Origin of the sequence: Onishia taeanensis, assembly GCF_900100755.1 — a bacterium.
In the GTDB taxonomy this organism is placed as follows: Bacteria; Pseudomonadota; Gammaproteobacteria; order Pseudomonadales; family Halomonadaceae; genus Onishia; species Onishia taeanensis.
The window spans coordinates 1-15,651 of record NZ_FNCI01000012.1; the positions used below are offsets into that span (position 1 = coordinate 1).

Sequence of the window (15,651 nt, forward strand, 5' to 3'; positions counted from 1 at the left end):
GGGACACTGCACACGAGGGACTTGAGCAACGACTTGCGTTCGAAACTGACAGGTATCGAGGTGTCGCCAACGACGTTCCCGGGAGTCGTAGCCCGGGCAGGCATGACCACAGCGGGGGCAGTCAAGCTTGGCGCTGCGATCCAGACAGACCTGAACGACAACTTCTCCCTGATCCTTATCCAGTTCGACCCCTGAGACAAACCAGGGAGAGGGGAGTCCCAGGATCTGTTCGTAGAGAGTGCATTGATCCAACGTTGGTCACCATCCATCGGATTAATCGGATGGGATAACAGTGACCAAAATTGGCAAGTAAATAAAGAGTTACCCACCAGAAGAAGTGAAGAGCCTCATTTATACAGTATTCGGCATAAAAGCCGGTTTAGGCAAACACTAATATGTGTGATCCGCACCAGGATGAAGTGGCCCAAGCCCGTCAGACCGGTACCCTCCACCCGGTTGAAGCCGCCCGTGGGGCGGGCGATCACTTGCGGAATCAGGGCGTGTAATGTGCTCACGTCTGATGGGGCTGATGTTGCGCTTGGCTATTGAGACTGCCTTGACCGGTAAAATCATTCTCCGCAAAAGAGTGGCGCCTTCTACACTGGGTAGTAGCCGTTAGGCTCTCTGGCAGACGTTGGCAAACAAGAATCGGCGGCAACAGCAGTGGGCATTGTCTGCAAGATAGTGCGGATGAAGAGAAGCTTGGATGCTCGGGCCCGCCAGAGTACGAAAGACTTAATTGAATGCTAATATTAACAAGAGGCATTATCATGGATATGCTAATAAAGTCTTCTCTGCCCGTACTGGTGTGTGCTTCTTTTCTCCTGGCCTCCTCGGCCATGGCTCAAGGGGTAGGCCCCAGTGTGGGCGACCGTGAGTTCTCTCTCTCCGGTACCGGTAGCAGCAATAAGGACTTCGACAATAGCAGTTTCGGTATTTCCGGCGATTACGGCTGGTATCTGACCGGCAACACGCTGGCGGGTATTCGTCAGAGCGTCAATTTTGCCGATATCGAAGGTGAGGGGGTTTCTGACGACTTCTGGAATGGTAGCACTCGTGGCTTTGCCGATTACCACTTCGGCCGGGGGGCGGCCCGTCCTTTCGTGGGTGCCTCTCTCGGCGCTATTTATGGCGACGGCGTGAAGGACACCGGCATCGCCGGTCTGGAAACTGGCCTGAAGTACTACCTGCTGTCTACCACCTTCATCCAGGGCAGAGCCGAGTACCAGTTCTTGTTCGATAGCGGCGACAGCGCCGAACAAAACTACGACGATGGCGCCTGGGCCTATACCCTCGGCATGGGCGTCAACTTCTGAGGATCAGCGATGACGCCATGATCAAGCGGCTCTGTGCGGGGTGCCGCAAGCACTCAGGGCCTGCTTGATGAATGGTTTTGTGCCATGACTGGTTTTTTCGCGCTGGTTTGGTGTAGGAGCGAGGTGTGAGTTCGTGTTTCTTGGGGGCGTCAGTGACATATATTTGCTCCAATGTACACTAGCGCTGAAACGGATATCTTCAAGGCCGATGCCGATTCGCTATAGAGCAACGAAGAGCGGGATGAGTGGCAGTTCAAGACTGGTCTCAAACTGCCGTGTTTATGATCACTAACAGAAGAGGCCGGTCACGTTTTCGTGACCGGCCTCTTCCAGATGCTGCCCCCCTCTGAAGCTAGGGTTCATTGCTTCGAGGTTTGGGATGCCTGCTGGGTGATACTGACAGTAAGGGAGATAGTATGGGCCTTGACTATACCCAAGCCGAACTCACCGCAGAAGAACGCCTAGGCTCACTCGCTCTACACTGACTGTTGTGACGATGCAGGGCTATTATCTCCTTTCAGATGCAGTGCAATCGCACCATCTGGATTGGCGGCCGAGACGCTATTGACATGATCAAAGCCGCGGGCAACAAGATTCTTTTCGCGCCAGTTGTTGCCGTTTACCCCACAGGCGATGTAAATCACCAACATCAGTATCGCGGCTATAAGACCGAGATCGGTTTCGGGAGGGACGATGGAAAGCACAAACGCCAGAACCAATAGTCCGCTGCCGATACCCCAAAGCTTCTTCACTAGCGCCCAGATTGGGCCGAAGAAGAAACCCGGCCAGGACCAGCCTTGCTTGACTGCTTGGCGTGTTCCGTCCGGGTGCTGATAGATCTTGAACTGTTTCATTCTTCGCTCCTTGAAGAACAGCGCCACCTGATGTGGCGCCGTAGTGATTCAATCACTGCATACTCTCTAACTGCAGGTTCCTTTCTCTGCCATGTCGAGCTCTTGGATTTCATTCATGCCTTGGTTTTCCTCCAGCTGGCGGAGGTTCGCTCCACCCACGAAGACCCCAGGCTTCAGGTACTGTTCTACGAAATAGTTCTTGCCTGATTCGGTATATAGATCAAGCGTGTTGGGGGAGAACTCGGATTCTGTCGCGATCTCGTGTTCTTCGTCTCCTTCTACCGGGTGGTAGAAGAACACTCCTTGAGCACTTTCGCCGATGCACTCACCGTCGATCCATATGTCCTTTTTCAAGCTAGCTCCAAGGATGGAGTTCGAGCGGAAGACATAGATCCCGGCTTCCCCTGTTTCAGGGGTTTCAAATGCCTTGGCCTCGGCGGTTCGTGACTCTGGGGCCATCTTCACTGATGCACAGCCTGTCATTAGGGCCAGAACAGAGATGGTCGCGGCTGTTTTGAAAAGCTTCATTAGGGGGTTCCCTGGATTTTTTCCTGCTGTTTAGATGGGCAGCTTCTTGCCACCTTTATTGCTTGTTAGACCTTAGGGATGAATGTCTGATGGGCATACTTCATAGAGGTCAGAGCAAATCCTACCAAATCATATCGATAATTAGCGATCCTTCATGGATCTTTGGTGATGCTTGGGGGCAGAACTCCGGGGCTGGATTCCAAGGGCCGTCGATTTGATTATCGCTAAGTTGATCAGAGTGCCGCTTGAGTCGCGCGTGCCTTCGACACATCGCCTCGCCTGTAGGCTAAGCGTGTCAGTATTTATGCCCCCATGCGCTTGGGCGCCAGTCCCCGCCATTGCTGGGCTGTGGGCAGGTGGTGAGGCAGGTAGGAGTTATGCGGATCTGTGTGGACTTGACGGCTGACGAGCAAGCTGCTGATTGTTTGCCCGATTCTGAGAGTCACCACAGATTCTGAAGGAACCCGCGCACAGGGGCATACGCACGCACGTTGCATGAGAATATTAGGATAATAGTGGGGACTAGCTGGGGACTGAGATTGGTGAAAATCAAAATTTTCGGACCAATAAAATCAGTAACTTAGGAGAGATTTTGGTGCGGATGGGGAGACTCGAACTCCCACGCGCTAAGGCACTAGAACCTAAATCTAGCGTGTCTACCAATTCCACCACATCCGCAACGCAGCAACATTGTAGAGATGACAGTCGCTAAGTCAAGGTAAATTCGGAAGTTTTAGGCGGCTAGCGGCCTGTTCGGGCAATGTGCCGTTTGGGCCTCCGGTGAGATAGGGGATGCGGCCCAGGCAGGGGGCCGGCAAATGGTGTGCGAGACTCGCCAAGTTATCATCGGCCTCGTCGAAATCGGTGGTGATGCCATTGGCAACCCAGCCCGCAAGCCGCAGGCCCTGAGCGCTAATCGCTTCGGCGGTGAGGCGTGCATGGTTGATGCACCCCAGTCGTAGTCCGACGACGAGAATCACCGGCACCTGCAAGGCGCCGGCCAGATCGCTCAGGTCCTCGTTATCGTTGAGCGGAACCCGCCAACCGCCTGCACCTTCGATCAGCGTCAGGTCGCGCTTCAGGGCCAGGGCGCCCCCCATGGCATCGGTCAGCGTCGCCAGGTGCAGCCTGTCGCCGGCCTGGCGGGCCGCCAGGTGTGGCGCGATGGCGGGGGCGTAAGCGAAGGGGTTGATGGTGGCGTAGTCGACGTCAGGATAGCTGCGGGCCTGCAGGGCCAGGGCATCTTCATTACGTAACCCTTCGGCATGAAGGTCACATCCCGAGGCCACGGGTTTGAGGCCCAGGGTCGTCAGGCCTTGACGTCGCGCCAAGGCCAGCAGCCCTGCGGTGACCAGCGTCTTGCCGGCATCGGTGTCTGTTCCGGTGATGAAATAGGTTGCCATGCAGTAGGTGTCCGTAATGCTTGGGGGCGTCAGGTCTTGACGAGCTCAAGTGTCAGGCGTTGATAGCTAACCGGTAGGCCCTGGCTATTGCGTATTTGCTCGAAGCGCTCCTTGGCCCGTGCCACGTCACGCCGCGTCAGGGGGCTGGCAGAGCGTGATAGCTGAGCCCCTACACCCTTGATCGAGGCCATCACCGCTGAAAAATCCGGGTAATGAAAGCGCTCCTCGACCTGTTCAAGAACCCTGTCATGGAAGCCGGCTCTGTTAGCCGACTGCTCCAGTGCCGATGCAGGCAGGAAATTGAGCAGGGCGCTGGGGCGAGACCAGGCCCAGCCGACTTCTCCGAGAGTGCCGGGGCCGAGGGTGTTGATCAGCGCTCGTCCGCCAGGCCGCAGCACCCGCTGGAGCTCTGCCAGCACGGCGTCCAGATCTGGACACCACTGGATGGCTAGGTTGGAGAACACCAGATCCAGACTCTGGTCGGCCAGTGGAAGGTTGGCGGCGTCACCGCATAGCCAGCCAATCCCGTCGCCATGCTCGGCCTGGGCTCTTGCCAGCATGCCCGGAGCCAAGTCGAGCCCGAACACCTGAGCCGATAGGCCAGGGGCTGAATAGCGCTGGGCCAGACGGGCCGCCCAGTGGCCGGGGCCGCAGCCCAGGTCGAGAATCTGGGTTGCGGTGTCGGGAAGCCGCTGCCAGAGGGCTTGTCCCATGGTCTGCTGTGCCTGGGCCAGTTCGCCATAGCGGGGGGCGGCACGGCTGAAGGCATGGGCAACGCGCCGGTGCCAGTCGCTGTAGGGCGAAGCCGGCGTCGCGTCAGGTAATGGGCTTGAGAGGGACGTTGCCAGATTCACGCAGGCTCCCTGCGGGGCAGTGGGTCGGTGTCCGCATGTGTCCTTGCTGCATGCTCGTGAGCCAGCTCGGCCAGCCGGCCGGCCAGAATCTGCGGCTGCGAGAGCTGCGGACAGTGTCCGGCCTGTTCGATGGGTCGCGCTTGAGTCGAGCCGTGGTGGGCGGCTGCCGTCAGTGGATCCCGTTCGCCTATCACGGTGAGTATCGGGCAGGGGGAGGACGCGCAGAGCTCGGTATTATCGAGTCCTTTTAGCCAGTTAAGGCCAGCGGCAAGGCTTGCATGCGTGGCGGGGGGCTCCTTGCCAATCAGTGCTTGCAGTTGGCGATGAGTATGGCGGGGGCTTGGCTCACCGCTTAGCTGCCAGCGCAGGAAGTGGCGCCAGGTCGCTAGCGGGTCCTGCTGGAAGGCATCGTAAAAGGCGTCGAGGGCGGCTGGCGTGACGCCGCCGCGCGCTTCGTCAAGGGACGTGAAGCGCTCGCGCATGCCCAGTAATACCAGCGCTCTGGGTACCGGCAAATGCGTCAGCAGTGCCGTTGCCAGCAGGCCGCCAAGCGACCAGCCGACCCAAAGGGCGTCTTGGGGAAGGTCATCGGCCATGGCCCTGGCCAATGTCGCCAGATCCCTGGGCATGTCGGCATCCTGGCGATTGCCATAGCCCGGCCAGTCGGGCGTGGTTATCTCGATATCGGCGGGCAGTGAGACGATCAGTGGCTCCCAAATACGGGCGTCTATGCCCCAGCCGGATAGCAGGACGATTCGTGTCACGATGCCTTGGCCTCTCGGAACTTGAGTTCGGCGAGCACGTCGAGCAACGCCTGGATGTCGTGCGATTCATGCAGGGCGTTGAGTACGACTCTAAGACGTGCCGTGCCGCGGGGCACGGTTGGGTGGCGAATCGCACCGACCATGAAACCGGCCTCGCGCAGGGCCATGCTCCAGCGCATGACACGCTTATTATCGCCCAGCAGGATGGGCTGAATGGGCGTTTCAGAGTCCATCAGAGGCAGCCCAAGGGAGTCGGCTGCCTGGCGGAAATGCTGGATATGGGCATGCAGCCTTTCTCGGCGCTCGGGTTCCTGCTCGCTGATATCCATCGCGCGCAGGGTTGCATGGGCCATTCCTGGAGGTTGAGCCGTCGTGTAGATATAGGGCTTGGCGAATTGTGTTAGGGAGTCGATCAGCACCGCGTCGCCTGCAACAAAGGCGCCACAGCTGCCAAATGCCTTGCCGAGTGTGCCGACCAGCACGGGCACCTGCCGATTGGAAAAACGCTGCCCAACCAGGCCTTCTCCTTGTTGGCCTAGTACGCCGATACCATGGGCATCGTCGATCATCAACCAGGCCCCCTGGCGCTGGCAGGTGGCGGCGAGACCTTCCACGTCGGCCGTGTCGCCATCCATGCTGAACACGCCGTCGCTGACCACCAGTTTGGCAGACTCTCGCGGCGCCCGGCTAAGGAGGCGCTCGAGATCGTCAAGGTCACGGTGATGAAAGCGCCGCGAAGGTGACTGGGCCAGGCGAGCGCCATCCAGCAGCGAGGCATGGTTCAGCCGGTCCTGAAAGACCCGTGTCTCGCCATCGCACAGGGTCTGAAGGACGCCAAGGTTGGCCATGTAGCCGGTGGAGAACAGCAGCGCCCTGGGGCGTCCGGTGAGCTCGGCGAGACGTTCCTCCAGTGCCTGGTGGACAGCAAAGTGGCCATTGACCAGATGGGAAGCGCCGGCGCCGGCGCCATCGCGACGGGCGCCGGCCGCCAGGGCTTCGGCGACCCGAGGGTCGCGCGCCAGGCCCAGATAGTCGTTGCTCGCGAAGTCGCGCAGCGGGGCCCCCGGGTTGGGGGACATGCTCAGGCGCTCGCGCCACAGGTCCTGCTTGCGCTGGCGGGCCAGTCGCGCTTCGAGACGGCTCCGGAGCACGTCAGGCGATGTCGTCGGTTTCGGCGGTGGCATCATAGAAGAGCTCCTGGGGGACCTTGCGTTCGATGGCCTGGCGGCGCAGAGAGGCATCCAGGGCTTCTTCCTGCGCGGCCTCGTCCTGGCACATCCGGTTTTCTTCGGGGTGTAAGCCAAGCTTGTCGAACAGAGTCCGGTCACGCAGAACGTCTGGGTTTTCGGTGGTCAGTAGCTTGTCACCATAGAATATCGAATTGGCGCCGGCGATAAAGGCCAAGGCCTGAGTTGAGTCGCTCATCAACTCGCGTCCGGCGGACAGGCGCACGTGACTCTTGGGCATCATGATGCGCGCTACGGCAATGGCGCGCACGAAATCAATGGGGTCCAGGTCATCGACATCCTCAAGCGGGGTGCCTTTGACCTTGACCAGCATATTGATGGGCACCGATTCCGGGTGCGGAGACAGGCTGGCCAGTTGCTTGAGCATCGAGGCACGGTCGCGGGGCGCCTCGCCCATGCCGAGAATGCCGCCGGAGCAGATTTTCATGCCGGCCCCGCGCACGTTGGCCAGGGTCTCGAGGCGCTCGTCATAGCTGCGCGTGGTGATGATCTCGCCGTAGTACTCCGGTGAGGTATCCAGGTTGTGGTTGTAATAATCCAGCCCGGCGGTGGAAAGCTGCTGCGCCTGTTCGTCGTCAAGCATGCCAAGCGTCATGCATGTTTCCAGCCCCAAAGATTTGACCTGGCGGACCATCTCTAGCACCACGTCGAGATCCTTCTGACGCGGGCTGCGCCAGGCGGCCCCCATGCAGAAGCGGGAGGCGCCGGCGGCCTTGGCGTCACGAGCCTGCGCGACCACTTTCTCGATTTCGAGCAGCTTTTCCTTGCCAAGGCCGGTGTTGTAGTGGCCCGACTGCGGGCAGTACTTGCAGTCTTCAGGGCAGGCGCCGGTCTTGATCGATAGCAGGGTCGATACCTGTACGGCGTTGGCATCGAAGTGCTGGCGGTGTACCTGCTGAGCCTGGAAGAGCAGATCATTGAAGGGTAGGGCGAACAGGGCCTCTATCTCGTCGAGATGCCAGTCATGGCGAATGGCGGCGGGGCTGGCTAAGGTCATATCAGAGGCACTCGTGATGTCTGGTTAACTTTTATTTCGCTTGGAGTTAACGGTGATGATAGGGGCTGCAACGTTGCTGTCAACTGGGTGGCTTTCGGTGGTTGACCGCTGGCTGCGGTTCGCCCTGCCAGGTCATTGTGTTTTTTGTCTTGGTGAGCCACCTGGCGGTGCGCACTGGTGTGCCGCCTGTGCGGCGACATTGCCATGGAATACGCTCGCCTGCGTTGGCTGCGCCGAGCCCATGGCCGAAACCTTGGCGTCGGGCAGGCGTTGGCTCGACGGCGATATTCGCTGCGGTGCTTGCCTGACCAGGCCTCCCGCCTTCGATAGTGCTTGGGTGCCGCTGCGCTATGAGCAAGAGGTCATGCGCCTGGTGCAGGCGTTCAAGTTTTCGGCTTCGCCGCGGGCAGGCACGCTCTTGCTGGCGCTGATCGAGGCGGGCCTGGCAGCAAGGCACGACGAGAGTTCGGCAAGCGCGACGACACAGGGCGGGATGGCACCGGCCGTTGGCTCGCTGCCCGGCGCGGTGATTCCGGTGCCGCTGCATCCGCTGCGGGCAAGGGAGCGTGGTTTCGATCAGGCCGACTGGCTGGGGCGGCGGCTCGCCCGGCGATTGGGGGTGCCTTGCATGACGGCGCAGCGGATACGCATGACGCCGACCCAGCGCGGCCTGTCGCGCAAGGCGCGCCGTGCCAACCTGCGCAATGCCTTCACGATCGAGCGGCCGTTGCCTGCGCATGTGGTGCTGCTCGACGATGTGATGACGACCGGTGCCACTTTCGAGGCGTTGGCGAAGGCCTGCCGAGCGGCGGGGGCTCAGCGTATCGAGGCCTGGGCGGTGGCGCGCACTCCCATGACGTGAGCTCGAGGACTACGTCTGATGTTTGCATTCAGGGTGTTTAGTCAGGGTGCTTATTCAGGTGATGAGGGCGATATCTGCTAGCATGCCGGTTTATTTGCCAATCAGGATCACGCCGTGGCCGACGCCCCCCATCCCTTCGAACAGCTAAGTCCCTCACGCATCGTCGATGCCGTCGAGTCGCTGGGCTTCTGGTTGCCAGGAGAACCCTTTGCGCTCAACAGCTACGAGAACCGGGTCTTCCTGTTTCACGATGACGAGCGGCGTCGCTGGGTGGCCAAGTTTTACCGTCCCCAGCGCTGGAGCGATGCGCAGATTCAGGAAGAGCATGATTTTCTGGTCGAGCTGGGAGCCGCGGGGGTGCCGGTGGCCGTTCCCTGGCGCGATGCCGAGGGCGTCAGCCTGCATCCATCACTTTGAGGGCTTTCGCTTTGCGCTGTTCCCGCAGCTCAGCGGTCAGGCGCCGGAGCTCGATAACCCGTCCCATCTCTTTGCCCTCGGCGACTTGGTCGGACAGCTGCATGCGATTGGCGACCAACGCCCCTTCAAGCATCGCCAGTGGCTGGATATGACGCGCATGGTCGAGGAAAGCCGCGAGCAGGTGCTGACATCGCCATGGTTGAGTCGCCAACAGCGCCAAGCCTATGAGCGTATCAGCGCCACCCTGGGCGAGCAGCTCAAGGCGCGGGCGTTTCCAGCCGAGTCGCTGATTCGTACCCACGGAGATTGCCATCTGGGCAATATTCTGGGCCGGGACGAGCACTTTGCGCTGGTCGATTTCGATGACTGCTTGATGGCGCCGGCGGTTCAGGATCTGTGGATGATGCTGACCGCCCAGCACGATCAGGAAGCACAGATGCAGCTATCCGAGTTGCTCGAGGGCTATGAGCAGCATCGCGACTTTCCCCGCGGCGAACTGGCCTGGGTCGAGCCGCTGAGAAGCCTGCGTCTGATTCGCTATGCTGCCTGGCTGGTCACGCGCTGGTCAGATCCGGCGTTTCCCAGGGCCTTTCCCTGGGTCGCCGACGAGGGCTATTGGGATCAGCACCTGCGTACGCTCGAGCATCAGCGCCAGATTCTCGATGACAAGCCTCGCTGGCTGGCTTGAGGAAGTCGATAGGGCAGAATGTCGGCCAGCCAAGCATAGGGACTGACGGAGGGGCTGACGAAAGGTCGCGCGAGGCTCTCAGTGCCGGTCGTGGGTCGCGTCTCGATTACTGGGCTGGCGCTTCATCGGCATGAAGGCGCTGTTCGTTGAGGCGACGCGAGGGGTTGTCCTGGGCCTCGATGGCCAGTGCCTGCCCCAGTTCCAGCTGGAACGCATGAGCCGGGCGCAACTCGACACTCTGACAGCCTTGTTCGTTGCTTGCGGTGCAGGTGGCCTCGACCCCGAAGTCGCCGTTGGCTTCGCGAGCCGCCGCCGACAGCTTGCCGCTGTAAATCTCGCGGGCATCGCCCATCAAGCCGATGCAGGTCAGGCTGTTGGCGGATAGCCGTATGCGTCCCTCGACCAGGCGGGCATCGGAGGTAATCAGGCAGTGCGAGGGCAGTGCGTGTGCCGCTTCTTGCCCGTCGGCATTGCTAGGACTGTCTCCAGAGCGGCGTCCTGTCGCCGGTTTGAGCAGGACATTGGCTTGGCTGGGGGTGGCCTGACTTAGGCTCAGGGTATCGACAACCTGCACATCGAGGCGGGCCTCAGAAGGAAGACGCAGGGTGTCGCCCATGGCCAGGCTCGGCAGCATCAGGCCGGGTGCCAGCAGGAGGGCAAGGCGTTTCAGCGTAGGGGGCATTTCGGTGTCCAGCGAGCCTTCCAGGGTATGGTGTTCATTCTACCATAGGGCCGTTGGGCGGCATCAGCCCCCGGAGCAGGGCTGAACGCGGCAAGATGTCACGCCGTTCGCGGGTATTGTCCACGAGCAGCGCTGCATGGCGGCGCTGGGTAGGATAAAATCTAGGGCTTTATGACATTTATGTGTTGTACGAAAAAACAATTCTGTATACCTTTTGTATATTATTTAGCGTAAAGGCCCGACCATGACCGAACAACTCGCCGACCATTTTCGTCAGATCATCACCGGCCTGGGCGAAGACCCGGAGCGAGAGGGCCTGCGCGACACCCCCAAGCGGGCCGCCAAGGCCATGCAATTCTTGACTCACGGTTACGAGCAGTCGCTGGAGTCTCTGATCAATGGGGCCGTCTTCGAATCCGAAACCGATGAGATGGTGCTGGTCAAAGATATCGAGCTGTACTCCATGTGTGAGCATCACATGCTGCCTTTTATCGGCAAGTGCCATATCGCTTACCTACCGAGCGGCAAGGTGCTGGGGCTTTCCAAGTTCGCCCGCATCGTCGACATGTATGCGCGGCGCCTGCAGATTCAGGAGAATCTGACGCGCCAGATCGCCGAAGCCGTGCAGCAGGTCACCGATGCCCGCGGCGTGGCGGTGGTCATCGAGGCCAAGCATCTATGCATGATGATGCGCGGTGTGGAGAAGCAGAACTCCAGCATGAGCAGCTCCGTCATGCTGGGCGCCTTCCGGGCCAATCAGTCGACTCGCCAGGAGTTCCTGACCCTGATCAACGGACGCTGAGCCGCTCAAACGAAGGGAGTTCGCCATGCCGCTGCACGCCTTGAACGACCAGCATCTCGATCATGACCTTGCCACCATTCGCATCAAGAATCTTCGGCTGCGGACCTATATTGGTATCAAGGAAGAAGAGATACGCAACCGTCAGGATGTGGTGATCAATGCGGTGATTCGCTATCGCGCGGATCGTGCGGTGCAGTTCAACCATATCGATCAGGCGTTGAACTATCGCACCATCACCAAGCACGTCATCACGCATGTGGAAGAAAACCGCTTCCTGCTCCTGGAGCGCATGACGCGGGAGGTGCTGGATATCATCATGTCCTATGAGCAGGTGCTGACCGCACAAGTTGAGATCGACAAGCTCCACGCGCTGCGTTTCTCTGATTCGGTATCGATCACGCTGTCTGATTCTAGGGAAGTGGCTGCTGGCGCCTGAATGACTTGGTGACAGTGGCCGATTCGGCTTAGCATGGAAGTCAGAGTCGATTGACAGGAGATTCCCTTGGACGGCGACATCCTCGCCTTCGATGACGACGCCCAGCAAGGCGTCGTCGAGGCCACTGACGGTCAGCGATTTACCTTCCAGCTTTCTGACTGGCGTGGTCGAGGCCTGCCTGGGCCTCATATGCCGGTTCGCTTCACGCCCCGGGGTGAGCGAGCCGAGCAGCTGATCAATCGGCCGGAAGCCCAGCTCAAGGCCCGGGCCAGCCGGCCCCATTCCCCTCAAGATGACGCCAGAGACGCTGTTTCCCGCCGGCATTCTGGCTTTGCCATCGCGGCCATCAGCGTGGCGTTTCTCAGCTTGTTTCTGGATGGGCTAGCCCCCTTGTTGGGGCTGGTCGTTGCCGTACTGGCCGGGTTGGGACTGAGACAGATCCACCGTGCGCCTCAGCGTTATTCGGGGCGACTGTTCTGCTGGGGGGCCATTGGCCTATCACTGCTGCTGGCCGTGCTGTCAGTCTTGGTGGAGCCATCGCTTCAGCCTCCCAATTGATTTGGCGTCATCCGCATGCGGTTTGGGTCACCCCGCCGCTTCACAGGAAGGAGAATTCCCATGGAAAGTCTGCAAGACAATACGCTGTTTCGCCCCTTTGCCTATATCGATGGCAGCTGGGTCGCTGCTGACAGCGGCGAGCAGATCGAGGTGCTCAATCCGGCCACAGGTGAGGTGATTGGCCAAGTGCCGCGCCTGGGCCGCGACGAAACAGAGCGAGCCATCGCCGCCGCCGAGACGGCCTTTCCCGCTTGGCGTGCGCTGACCGCGCTCGAGCGTGCCGACATCCTCATGAAGTGGCACGACCTGATGCACGAGCACCAGCAGGAGCTGGCTCAGATCATGACCCTCGAGCAGGGCAAGCCGCTCAAGGAAGCCGCCGGTGAAATCGCCTATGCGGCGAGTTTCCTGCGCTGGTTCGCCGAGCAGGCGCGGCGCGTCTATGGCGAGACCATTCCCGCGGCCAACGCCAACCAGCGGATCGTAGTCACCAAGTCGCCCATCGGGGTGGTCGGGGCCATCACGCCCTGGAACTTCCCGGCGGCGATGATCACCCGCAAGGCTGGGGCCGCGCTTGCGGCCGGCTGCCCGATCGTGGTCAAGCCTGCCAGCCAGACACCATTTTCGGCGACCGCTATGGCGCTGCTGGCTGAGCGCGCCGGCGTACCGCGCGGTATCTTCAACGTGGTGCCGGGTCAGGCCAGCGCGATTGCGGCGGCCATGACGGAGTCCCCGGTGGTGCGCAAGATTACCTTTACCGGCTCTACCGAGGTGGGTCGTCAACTGATGGCGCAGGCCTCAGAGAACATCCAGAAGCTGTCGCTGGAGCTGGGTGGCAATGCGCCCTTCATCGTCTTCGAGGGCGCGGACCTGGACGCCGCCGTTGATGGCGCCATGGCGGCCAAGTTCCGCAATGCCGGTCAGACCTGCGTATGCACCAACCGCTTCCTGGTGCAGTCCAGCGTCATCAATGCCTTCTGCGAGAAGCTGGCCGCGGCCATGAACTCCGAACTGCATGTCGGCGACGGCACGCATGAAGGCATCAACATCGGCCCGCTGATCGACGAGAAGGCGGTAGCCAAGGTCAGCGAGCACGTTCAGGACGCCGTCGACAACGGCGCCCATGTGCTGTTCGGCGGCCATCCTCACCCGCTGGGTGGCAGCTTCTTCACGCCGACGCTGGTCAACGGCGTGACCCCCGACATGAAAGTGGCCAAGGAAGAGACCTTCGGCCCGCTGGCGGCGGTGTTCTCCTTCGATGATGAAGAGGACGCCGTGGACATGGCCAATGACACCGAGTTCGGGCTGGCGGCGTACTTCTATAGCCGTGACCTGGGGCAGGTGTGGCGCGTCTCCGAGGCGTTGGAGTATGGCATGGTGGGTATCAATACCGGGGCGATCTCCAACGCCGCGGCCCCCTTCGGCGGGGTCAAGGCCTCGGGTCTTGGTCGCGAGGGCGGCCATCAGGGCATCGAGGAATTCCTCGAGACCAAGTACCTGTGCATCGATCTGGGGTAATACGCCCGAGTCATGCGCCCGAAGAGATAAGAAGGAAGCAATAAGCGCGTAAGAGAAAGCCCCCACAGGCACGAGTCCTGTGGGGGCTTTTACGTAGCGGAAGTCACCCTGACCTTCCGTCTTTAGTGACGGAAGTGACGCATGCCGGTAAACACCATGGCGATGCCGGCTTCGTTGGCCGCTTCGATCACTTCGGCGTCACGCATCGAGCCGCCGGGCTGGATCACGGCGGTGATCCCGGCGGCGGCGGCGGCATCGATCCCGTCACGAAACGGGAAGAAGGCATCGCTTGCCATCACCGAGCCGGGCACCGACAGGCCTTCGTCGGCGGCCTTGATGCCGGCGATCTTGGCCGAGTAGACGCGGCTCATTTGGCCGGCGCCCACGCCGATGGTCTGGCCCTGCTGGGCATAGACGATGGCGTTGGATTTGACGTGCTTGGCGACCTTCCAGGCGAAGGCCAGGTCACGCAGCTCCTGCTCGCTGGGGGCGCGTTCGGTCACCACCTTGAGCTCATCGCGACCGACCATGCCCAGGTCACGATCCTGTACCAGCAGGCCACCGGTGACGCGCTTGAGGTCGTGAGCCGGGTGGCGCTCGCCGGGCCAGTGGGCGGCCACGTCGAGCAGGCGCACGTTCTTCTTCTCGGCAACGATGGCCACTGCCTCGTCGCTAACTCCCGGGGCGATGATCACTTCGACGAACTGGCGGTCGATGATCGCGCGGGCGGTCTCGGCATCCAGCGGCACGTTGAAGGCGATGATGCCGCCGAAGGCGCTGGTCGGGTCGGTAGTGAAGGCTTTCTCGTAGGCTTCGAGAGCCGTCTCGCCAACGGCTACGCCGCAGGGATTGGCGTGCTTGACGATTACGCAGGCGGTATCGGTGTAGGCCTTGACACACTCGAAGGCCGCATCGGTATCGGCGACGTTATTGAACGACAGCGCCTTGCCCTGCAGCGAGGTGGCGGTGGCGACGCTGGCTTCGCTGGCATCGTCCTCGACGTAGAAGGCAGCCTGCTGGTGCGGGTTCTCGCCGTAACGCATGTCCTGCTTCTTGACGAACTGGGTGTTGTAGGTCCGCGGCAGGCCGTCGGTGCCGCCCTCGACCTTGGTGCCCAGGTAGTTGGCGATGGCGCCGTCGTAGCGGGCAGTATGCTCGAAGGCCTTGACCGCCAGGTCGAAGCGAGTGGCGTCGCTTACCGCGCCGTTCTGCTCGGCGATTTCGGCAAGCACGCGCGGGTAGTCGCCGGCGTCGACCACGATACTGGTATGGGCATGGTTCTTGGCGCAGGCGCGCACCATGGTTGGGCCGCCGATATCGATGTTCTCGATGGCGTCTTCGAGGGTGCAGTCCGGACGGGCCACGGTCTGAGCGAACGGGTAGAGGTTGACCACCACCATGTCGATCGGCGCGATATCGTGCTCGGCCATGACAGCGTCATCCTGGCCGCGACGACCGAGAATGCCACCGTGGATCTTGGGATGCAGGGTCTTGACCCGGCCGTCCATGATCTCCGGGAAGCCGGTATGCTCGGACACCTCGGTGACGGCGACGCCCTCTTCCTTGAGCAGGCGGAAGGTGCCGCCGGTGGAGAGTAGTTCGACGCCGTGGGCGACGAGGCCCTTGGCAAACTCGACGATGCCTGTCTTGTCGGAGACGCTGATCAGGGCGCGGCGTACCGGCAGCGGTGAAGAGGCTTGATTGGCCATTAGCGGACTACCATTC

General features: G+C 61.0%; 16 protein-coding genes, 1 tRNA gene and 1 pseudogene. 7 read left to right on the forward strand and 11 right to left on the reverse strand.

The window, feature by feature from the left end:
* The coding region (locus BLR71_RS13245) for a transposase family protein (RefSeq protein ID WP_139172636.1) at positions 1-252 on the reverse strand (252 nt) is incomplete at its 3' end.
* A gap of 518 nt (positions 253-770) precedes the next feature.
* Between BLR71_RS13245 and BLR71_RS13250 the strand changes: the two genes are divergently transcribed.
* Entirely contained in the window at positions 771-1,316 is a 546-nt protein-coding gene (locus tag BLR71_RS13250; RefSeq protein WP_092527294.1) for an OmpA family protein, read from the forward strand.
* Between the two features lie 476 nt (positions 1,317-1,792).
* Here BLR71_RS13250 and BLR71_RS13255 read toward each other — a convergent pair whose 3' ends face one another.
* The 8 genes from BLR71_RS13255 to bioB all read right to left on the reverse strand — a co-directional run bounded on the left by BLR71_RS13255 (position 1,793) and on the right by bioB (position 7,963).
* The gene (locus BLR71_RS13255; RefSeq protein ID WP_092527295.1) at positions 1,793-2,170 is read right to left on the reverse strand and encodes a DUF2628 domain-containing protein; all 378 of its coding nucleotides are present in this window, start codon (positions 2,168-2,170) and stop codon (positions 1,793-1,795) included.
* Between the two features lie 66 nt (positions 2,171-2,236).
* On the reverse strand, positions 2,237-2,698 hold the full coding sequence (locus BLR71_RS13260) for a DUF2846 domain-containing protein (protein ID WP_217629331.1): 462 nt from the start codon (positions 2,696-2,698) through the stop codon (positions 2,237-2,239).
* A gap of 593 nt (positions 2,699-3,291) precedes the next feature.
* A tRNA-Leu gene (locus BLR71_RS13265) sits at positions 3,292-3,376 on the reverse strand.
* 35 nt (positions 3,377-3,411) lie between these two features.
* Positions 3,412-4,101 (reverse strand): dethiobiotin synthase, encoded by a 690-nt coding sequence (gene bioD / locus BLR71_RS13270; protein ID WP_092527298.1) that lies wholly within the window; start codon positions 4,099-4,101, stop codon positions 3,412-3,414.
* Between the two features lie 29 nt (positions 4,102-4,130).
* On the reverse strand, positions 4,131-4,955 hold the full coding sequence (locus BLR71_RS13275) for a methyltransferase domain-containing protein (RefSeq protein ID WP_340147975.1): 825 nt from the start codon (positions 4,953-4,955) through the stop codon (positions 4,131-4,133).
* Positions 4,952-5,719 (reverse strand): alpha/beta fold hydrolase, encoded by a 768-nt coding sequence (locus BLR71_RS13280; RefSeq protein ID WP_092527301.1) that lies wholly within the window; start codon positions 5,717-5,719, stop codon positions 4,952-4,954. Before BLR71_RS13280 ends, BLR71_RS13275 begins: the two co-directional genes overlap by 4 nt.
* Complete coding sequence (bioF, locus tag BLR71_RS13285; RefSeq protein WP_217629333.1) at positions 5,716-6,903, reverse strand: 8-amino-7-oxononanoate synthase; 1,188 nt, start codon at positions 6,901-6,903, stop codon at positions 5,716-5,718. Before bioF ends, BLR71_RS13280 begins: the two co-directional genes overlap by 4 nt.
* Positions 6,872-7,963, reverse strand: a complete 1,092-nt coding sequence (gene bioB / locus BLR71_RS13290; protein ID WP_092527307.1) for a biotin synthase BioB — start codon at positions 7,961-7,963, stop codon at positions 6,872-6,874. The genes bioF and bioB overlap by 32 nt, the downstream gene beginning before the upstream one ends.
* A gap of 97 nt (positions 7,964-8,060) precedes the next feature.
* Between bioB and BLR71_RS13295 the strand changes: the two genes are divergently transcribed.
* Together BLR71_RS13295 and BLR71_RS13300 are read left to right on the forward strand one after the other, a co-directional pair.
* Positions 8,061-8,825, forward strand: a complete 765-nt coding sequence (locus BLR71_RS13295; protein ID WP_422730779.1) for a ComF family protein — start codon at positions 8,061-8,063, stop codon at positions 8,823-8,825.
* 114 nt (positions 8,826-8,939) lie between these two features.
* A pseudogene (locus BLR71_RS13300) lies at positions 8,940-9,930 on the forward strand (serine/threonine protein kinase).
* A 106-nt stretch (positions 9,931-10,036) separates the two neighbouring features.
* Here the strand turns inward: BLR71_RS13300 and BLR71_RS13305 are convergent.
* Complete coding sequence (locus tag BLR71_RS13305) at positions 10,037-10,612, reverse strand: hypothetical protein (RefSeq protein ID WP_092527313.1); 576 nt, start codon at positions 10,610-10,612, stop codon at positions 10,037-10,039.
* A gap of 244 nt (positions 10,613-10,856) precedes the next feature.
* On the opposite strand from BLR71_RS13305, the gene folE reads away from it, so the two are divergent.
* The 4 genes from folE (at position 10,857) to BLR71_RS13325 (ending at position 13,926) form a co-directional block, all read left to right on the forward strand.
* Positions 10,857-11,414 carry a GTP cyclohydrolase I FolE gene (gene folE / locus BLR71_RS13310; protein ID WP_092527316.1) on the forward strand — a complete coding sequence of 186 codons (558 nt, stop codon included), beginning with the start codon at positions 10,857-10,859 and terminating at the stop codon, positions 11,412-11,414.
* A gap of 25 nt (positions 11,415-11,439) precedes the next feature.
* Positions 11,440-11,850 carry a dihydroneopterin triphosphate 2'-epimerase gene (folX, locus tag BLR71_RS13315; RefSeq protein WP_092527319.1) on the forward strand — a complete coding sequence of 137 codons (411 nt, stop codon included), beginning with the start codon at positions 11,440-11,442 and terminating at the stop codon, positions 11,848-11,850.
* Between the two features lie 66 nt (positions 11,851-11,916).
* Positions 11,917-12,408: a hypothetical protein gene (locus tag BLR71_RS13320; RefSeq protein ID WP_092527321.1), complete on the forward strand. Its 492-nt coding sequence runs from the start codon at positions 11,917-11,919 to the stop codon at positions 12,406-12,408.
* A 60-nt stretch (positions 12,409-12,468) separates the two neighbouring features.
* Positions 12,469-13,926 carry an NAD-dependent succinate-semialdehyde dehydrogenase gene (locus BLR71_RS13325; RefSeq protein ID WP_092527324.1) on the forward strand — a complete coding sequence of 486 codons (1,458 nt, stop codon included), beginning with the start codon at positions 12,469-12,471 and terminating at the stop codon, positions 13,924-13,926.
* A gap of 122 nt (positions 13,927-14,048) precedes the next feature.
* On the opposite strand, the gene purH is transcribed toward BLR71_RS13325, so the two are convergent.
* Positions 14,049-15,635 carry a bifunctional phosphoribosylaminoimidazolecarboxamide formyltransferase/IMP cyclohydrolase gene (gene purH / locus BLR71_RS13330; protein WP_092527327.1) on the reverse strand — a complete coding sequence of 529 codons (1,587 nt, stop codon included), beginning with the start codon at positions 15,633-15,635 and terminating at the stop codon, positions 14,049-14,051.
* Between the last annotated feature and the right edge of the window lie 16 nt (positions 15,636-15,651).

Bases quoted from the DNA above. Each gene is read 5' to 3' on its own strand.
- BLR71_RS13250 (WP_092527294.1), top strand. From the start codon at position 771: ATGGATATGCTAATAAAGTCTTCTCTGCCCGTACTGGTGTGTGCTTCT.
- BLR71_RS13255 (WP_092527295.1), bottom strand. From the start codon at position 2,170: ATGAAACAGTTCAAGATCTATCAGCACCCGGACGGAACACGCCAAGCA.
- BLR71_RS13260 (WP_217629331.1), bottom strand. From the start codon at position 2,698: ATGAAGCTTTTCAAAACAGCCGCGACCATCTCTGTTCTGGCCCTAATG.
- bioD (WP_092527298.1), bottom strand. From the start codon at position 4,101: ATGGCAACCTATTTCATCACCGGAACAGACACCGATGCCGGCAAGACG.
- bioF (WP_217629333.1), bottom strand. From the start codon at position 6,903: ATGCCACCGCCGAAACCGACGACATCGCCTGACGTGCTCCGGAGCCGT.
- bioB (WP_092527307.1), bottom strand. From the start codon at position 7,963: ATGACCTTAGCCAGCCCCGCCGCCATTCGCCATGACTGGCATCTCGAC.
- BLR71_RS13305 (WP_092527313.1), bottom strand. From the start codon at position 10,612: ATGCCCCCTACGCTGAAACGCCTTGCCCTCCTGCTGGCACCCGGCCTG.
- folE (WP_092527316.1), top strand. From the start codon at position 10,857: ATGACCGAACAACTCGCCGACCATTTTCGTCAGATCATCACCGGCCTG.
- folX (WP_092527319.1), top strand. From the start codon at position 11,440: ATGCCGCTGCACGCCTTGAACGACCAGCATCTCGATCATGACCTTGCC.
- BLR71_RS13325 (WP_092527324.1), top strand. From the start codon at position 12,469: ATGGAAAGTCTGCAAGACAATACGCTGTTTCGCCCCTTTGCCTATATC.
- purH (WP_092527327.1), bottom strand. From the start codon at position 15,635: ATGGCCAATCAAGCCTCTTCACCGCTGCCGGTACGCCGCGCCCTGATC.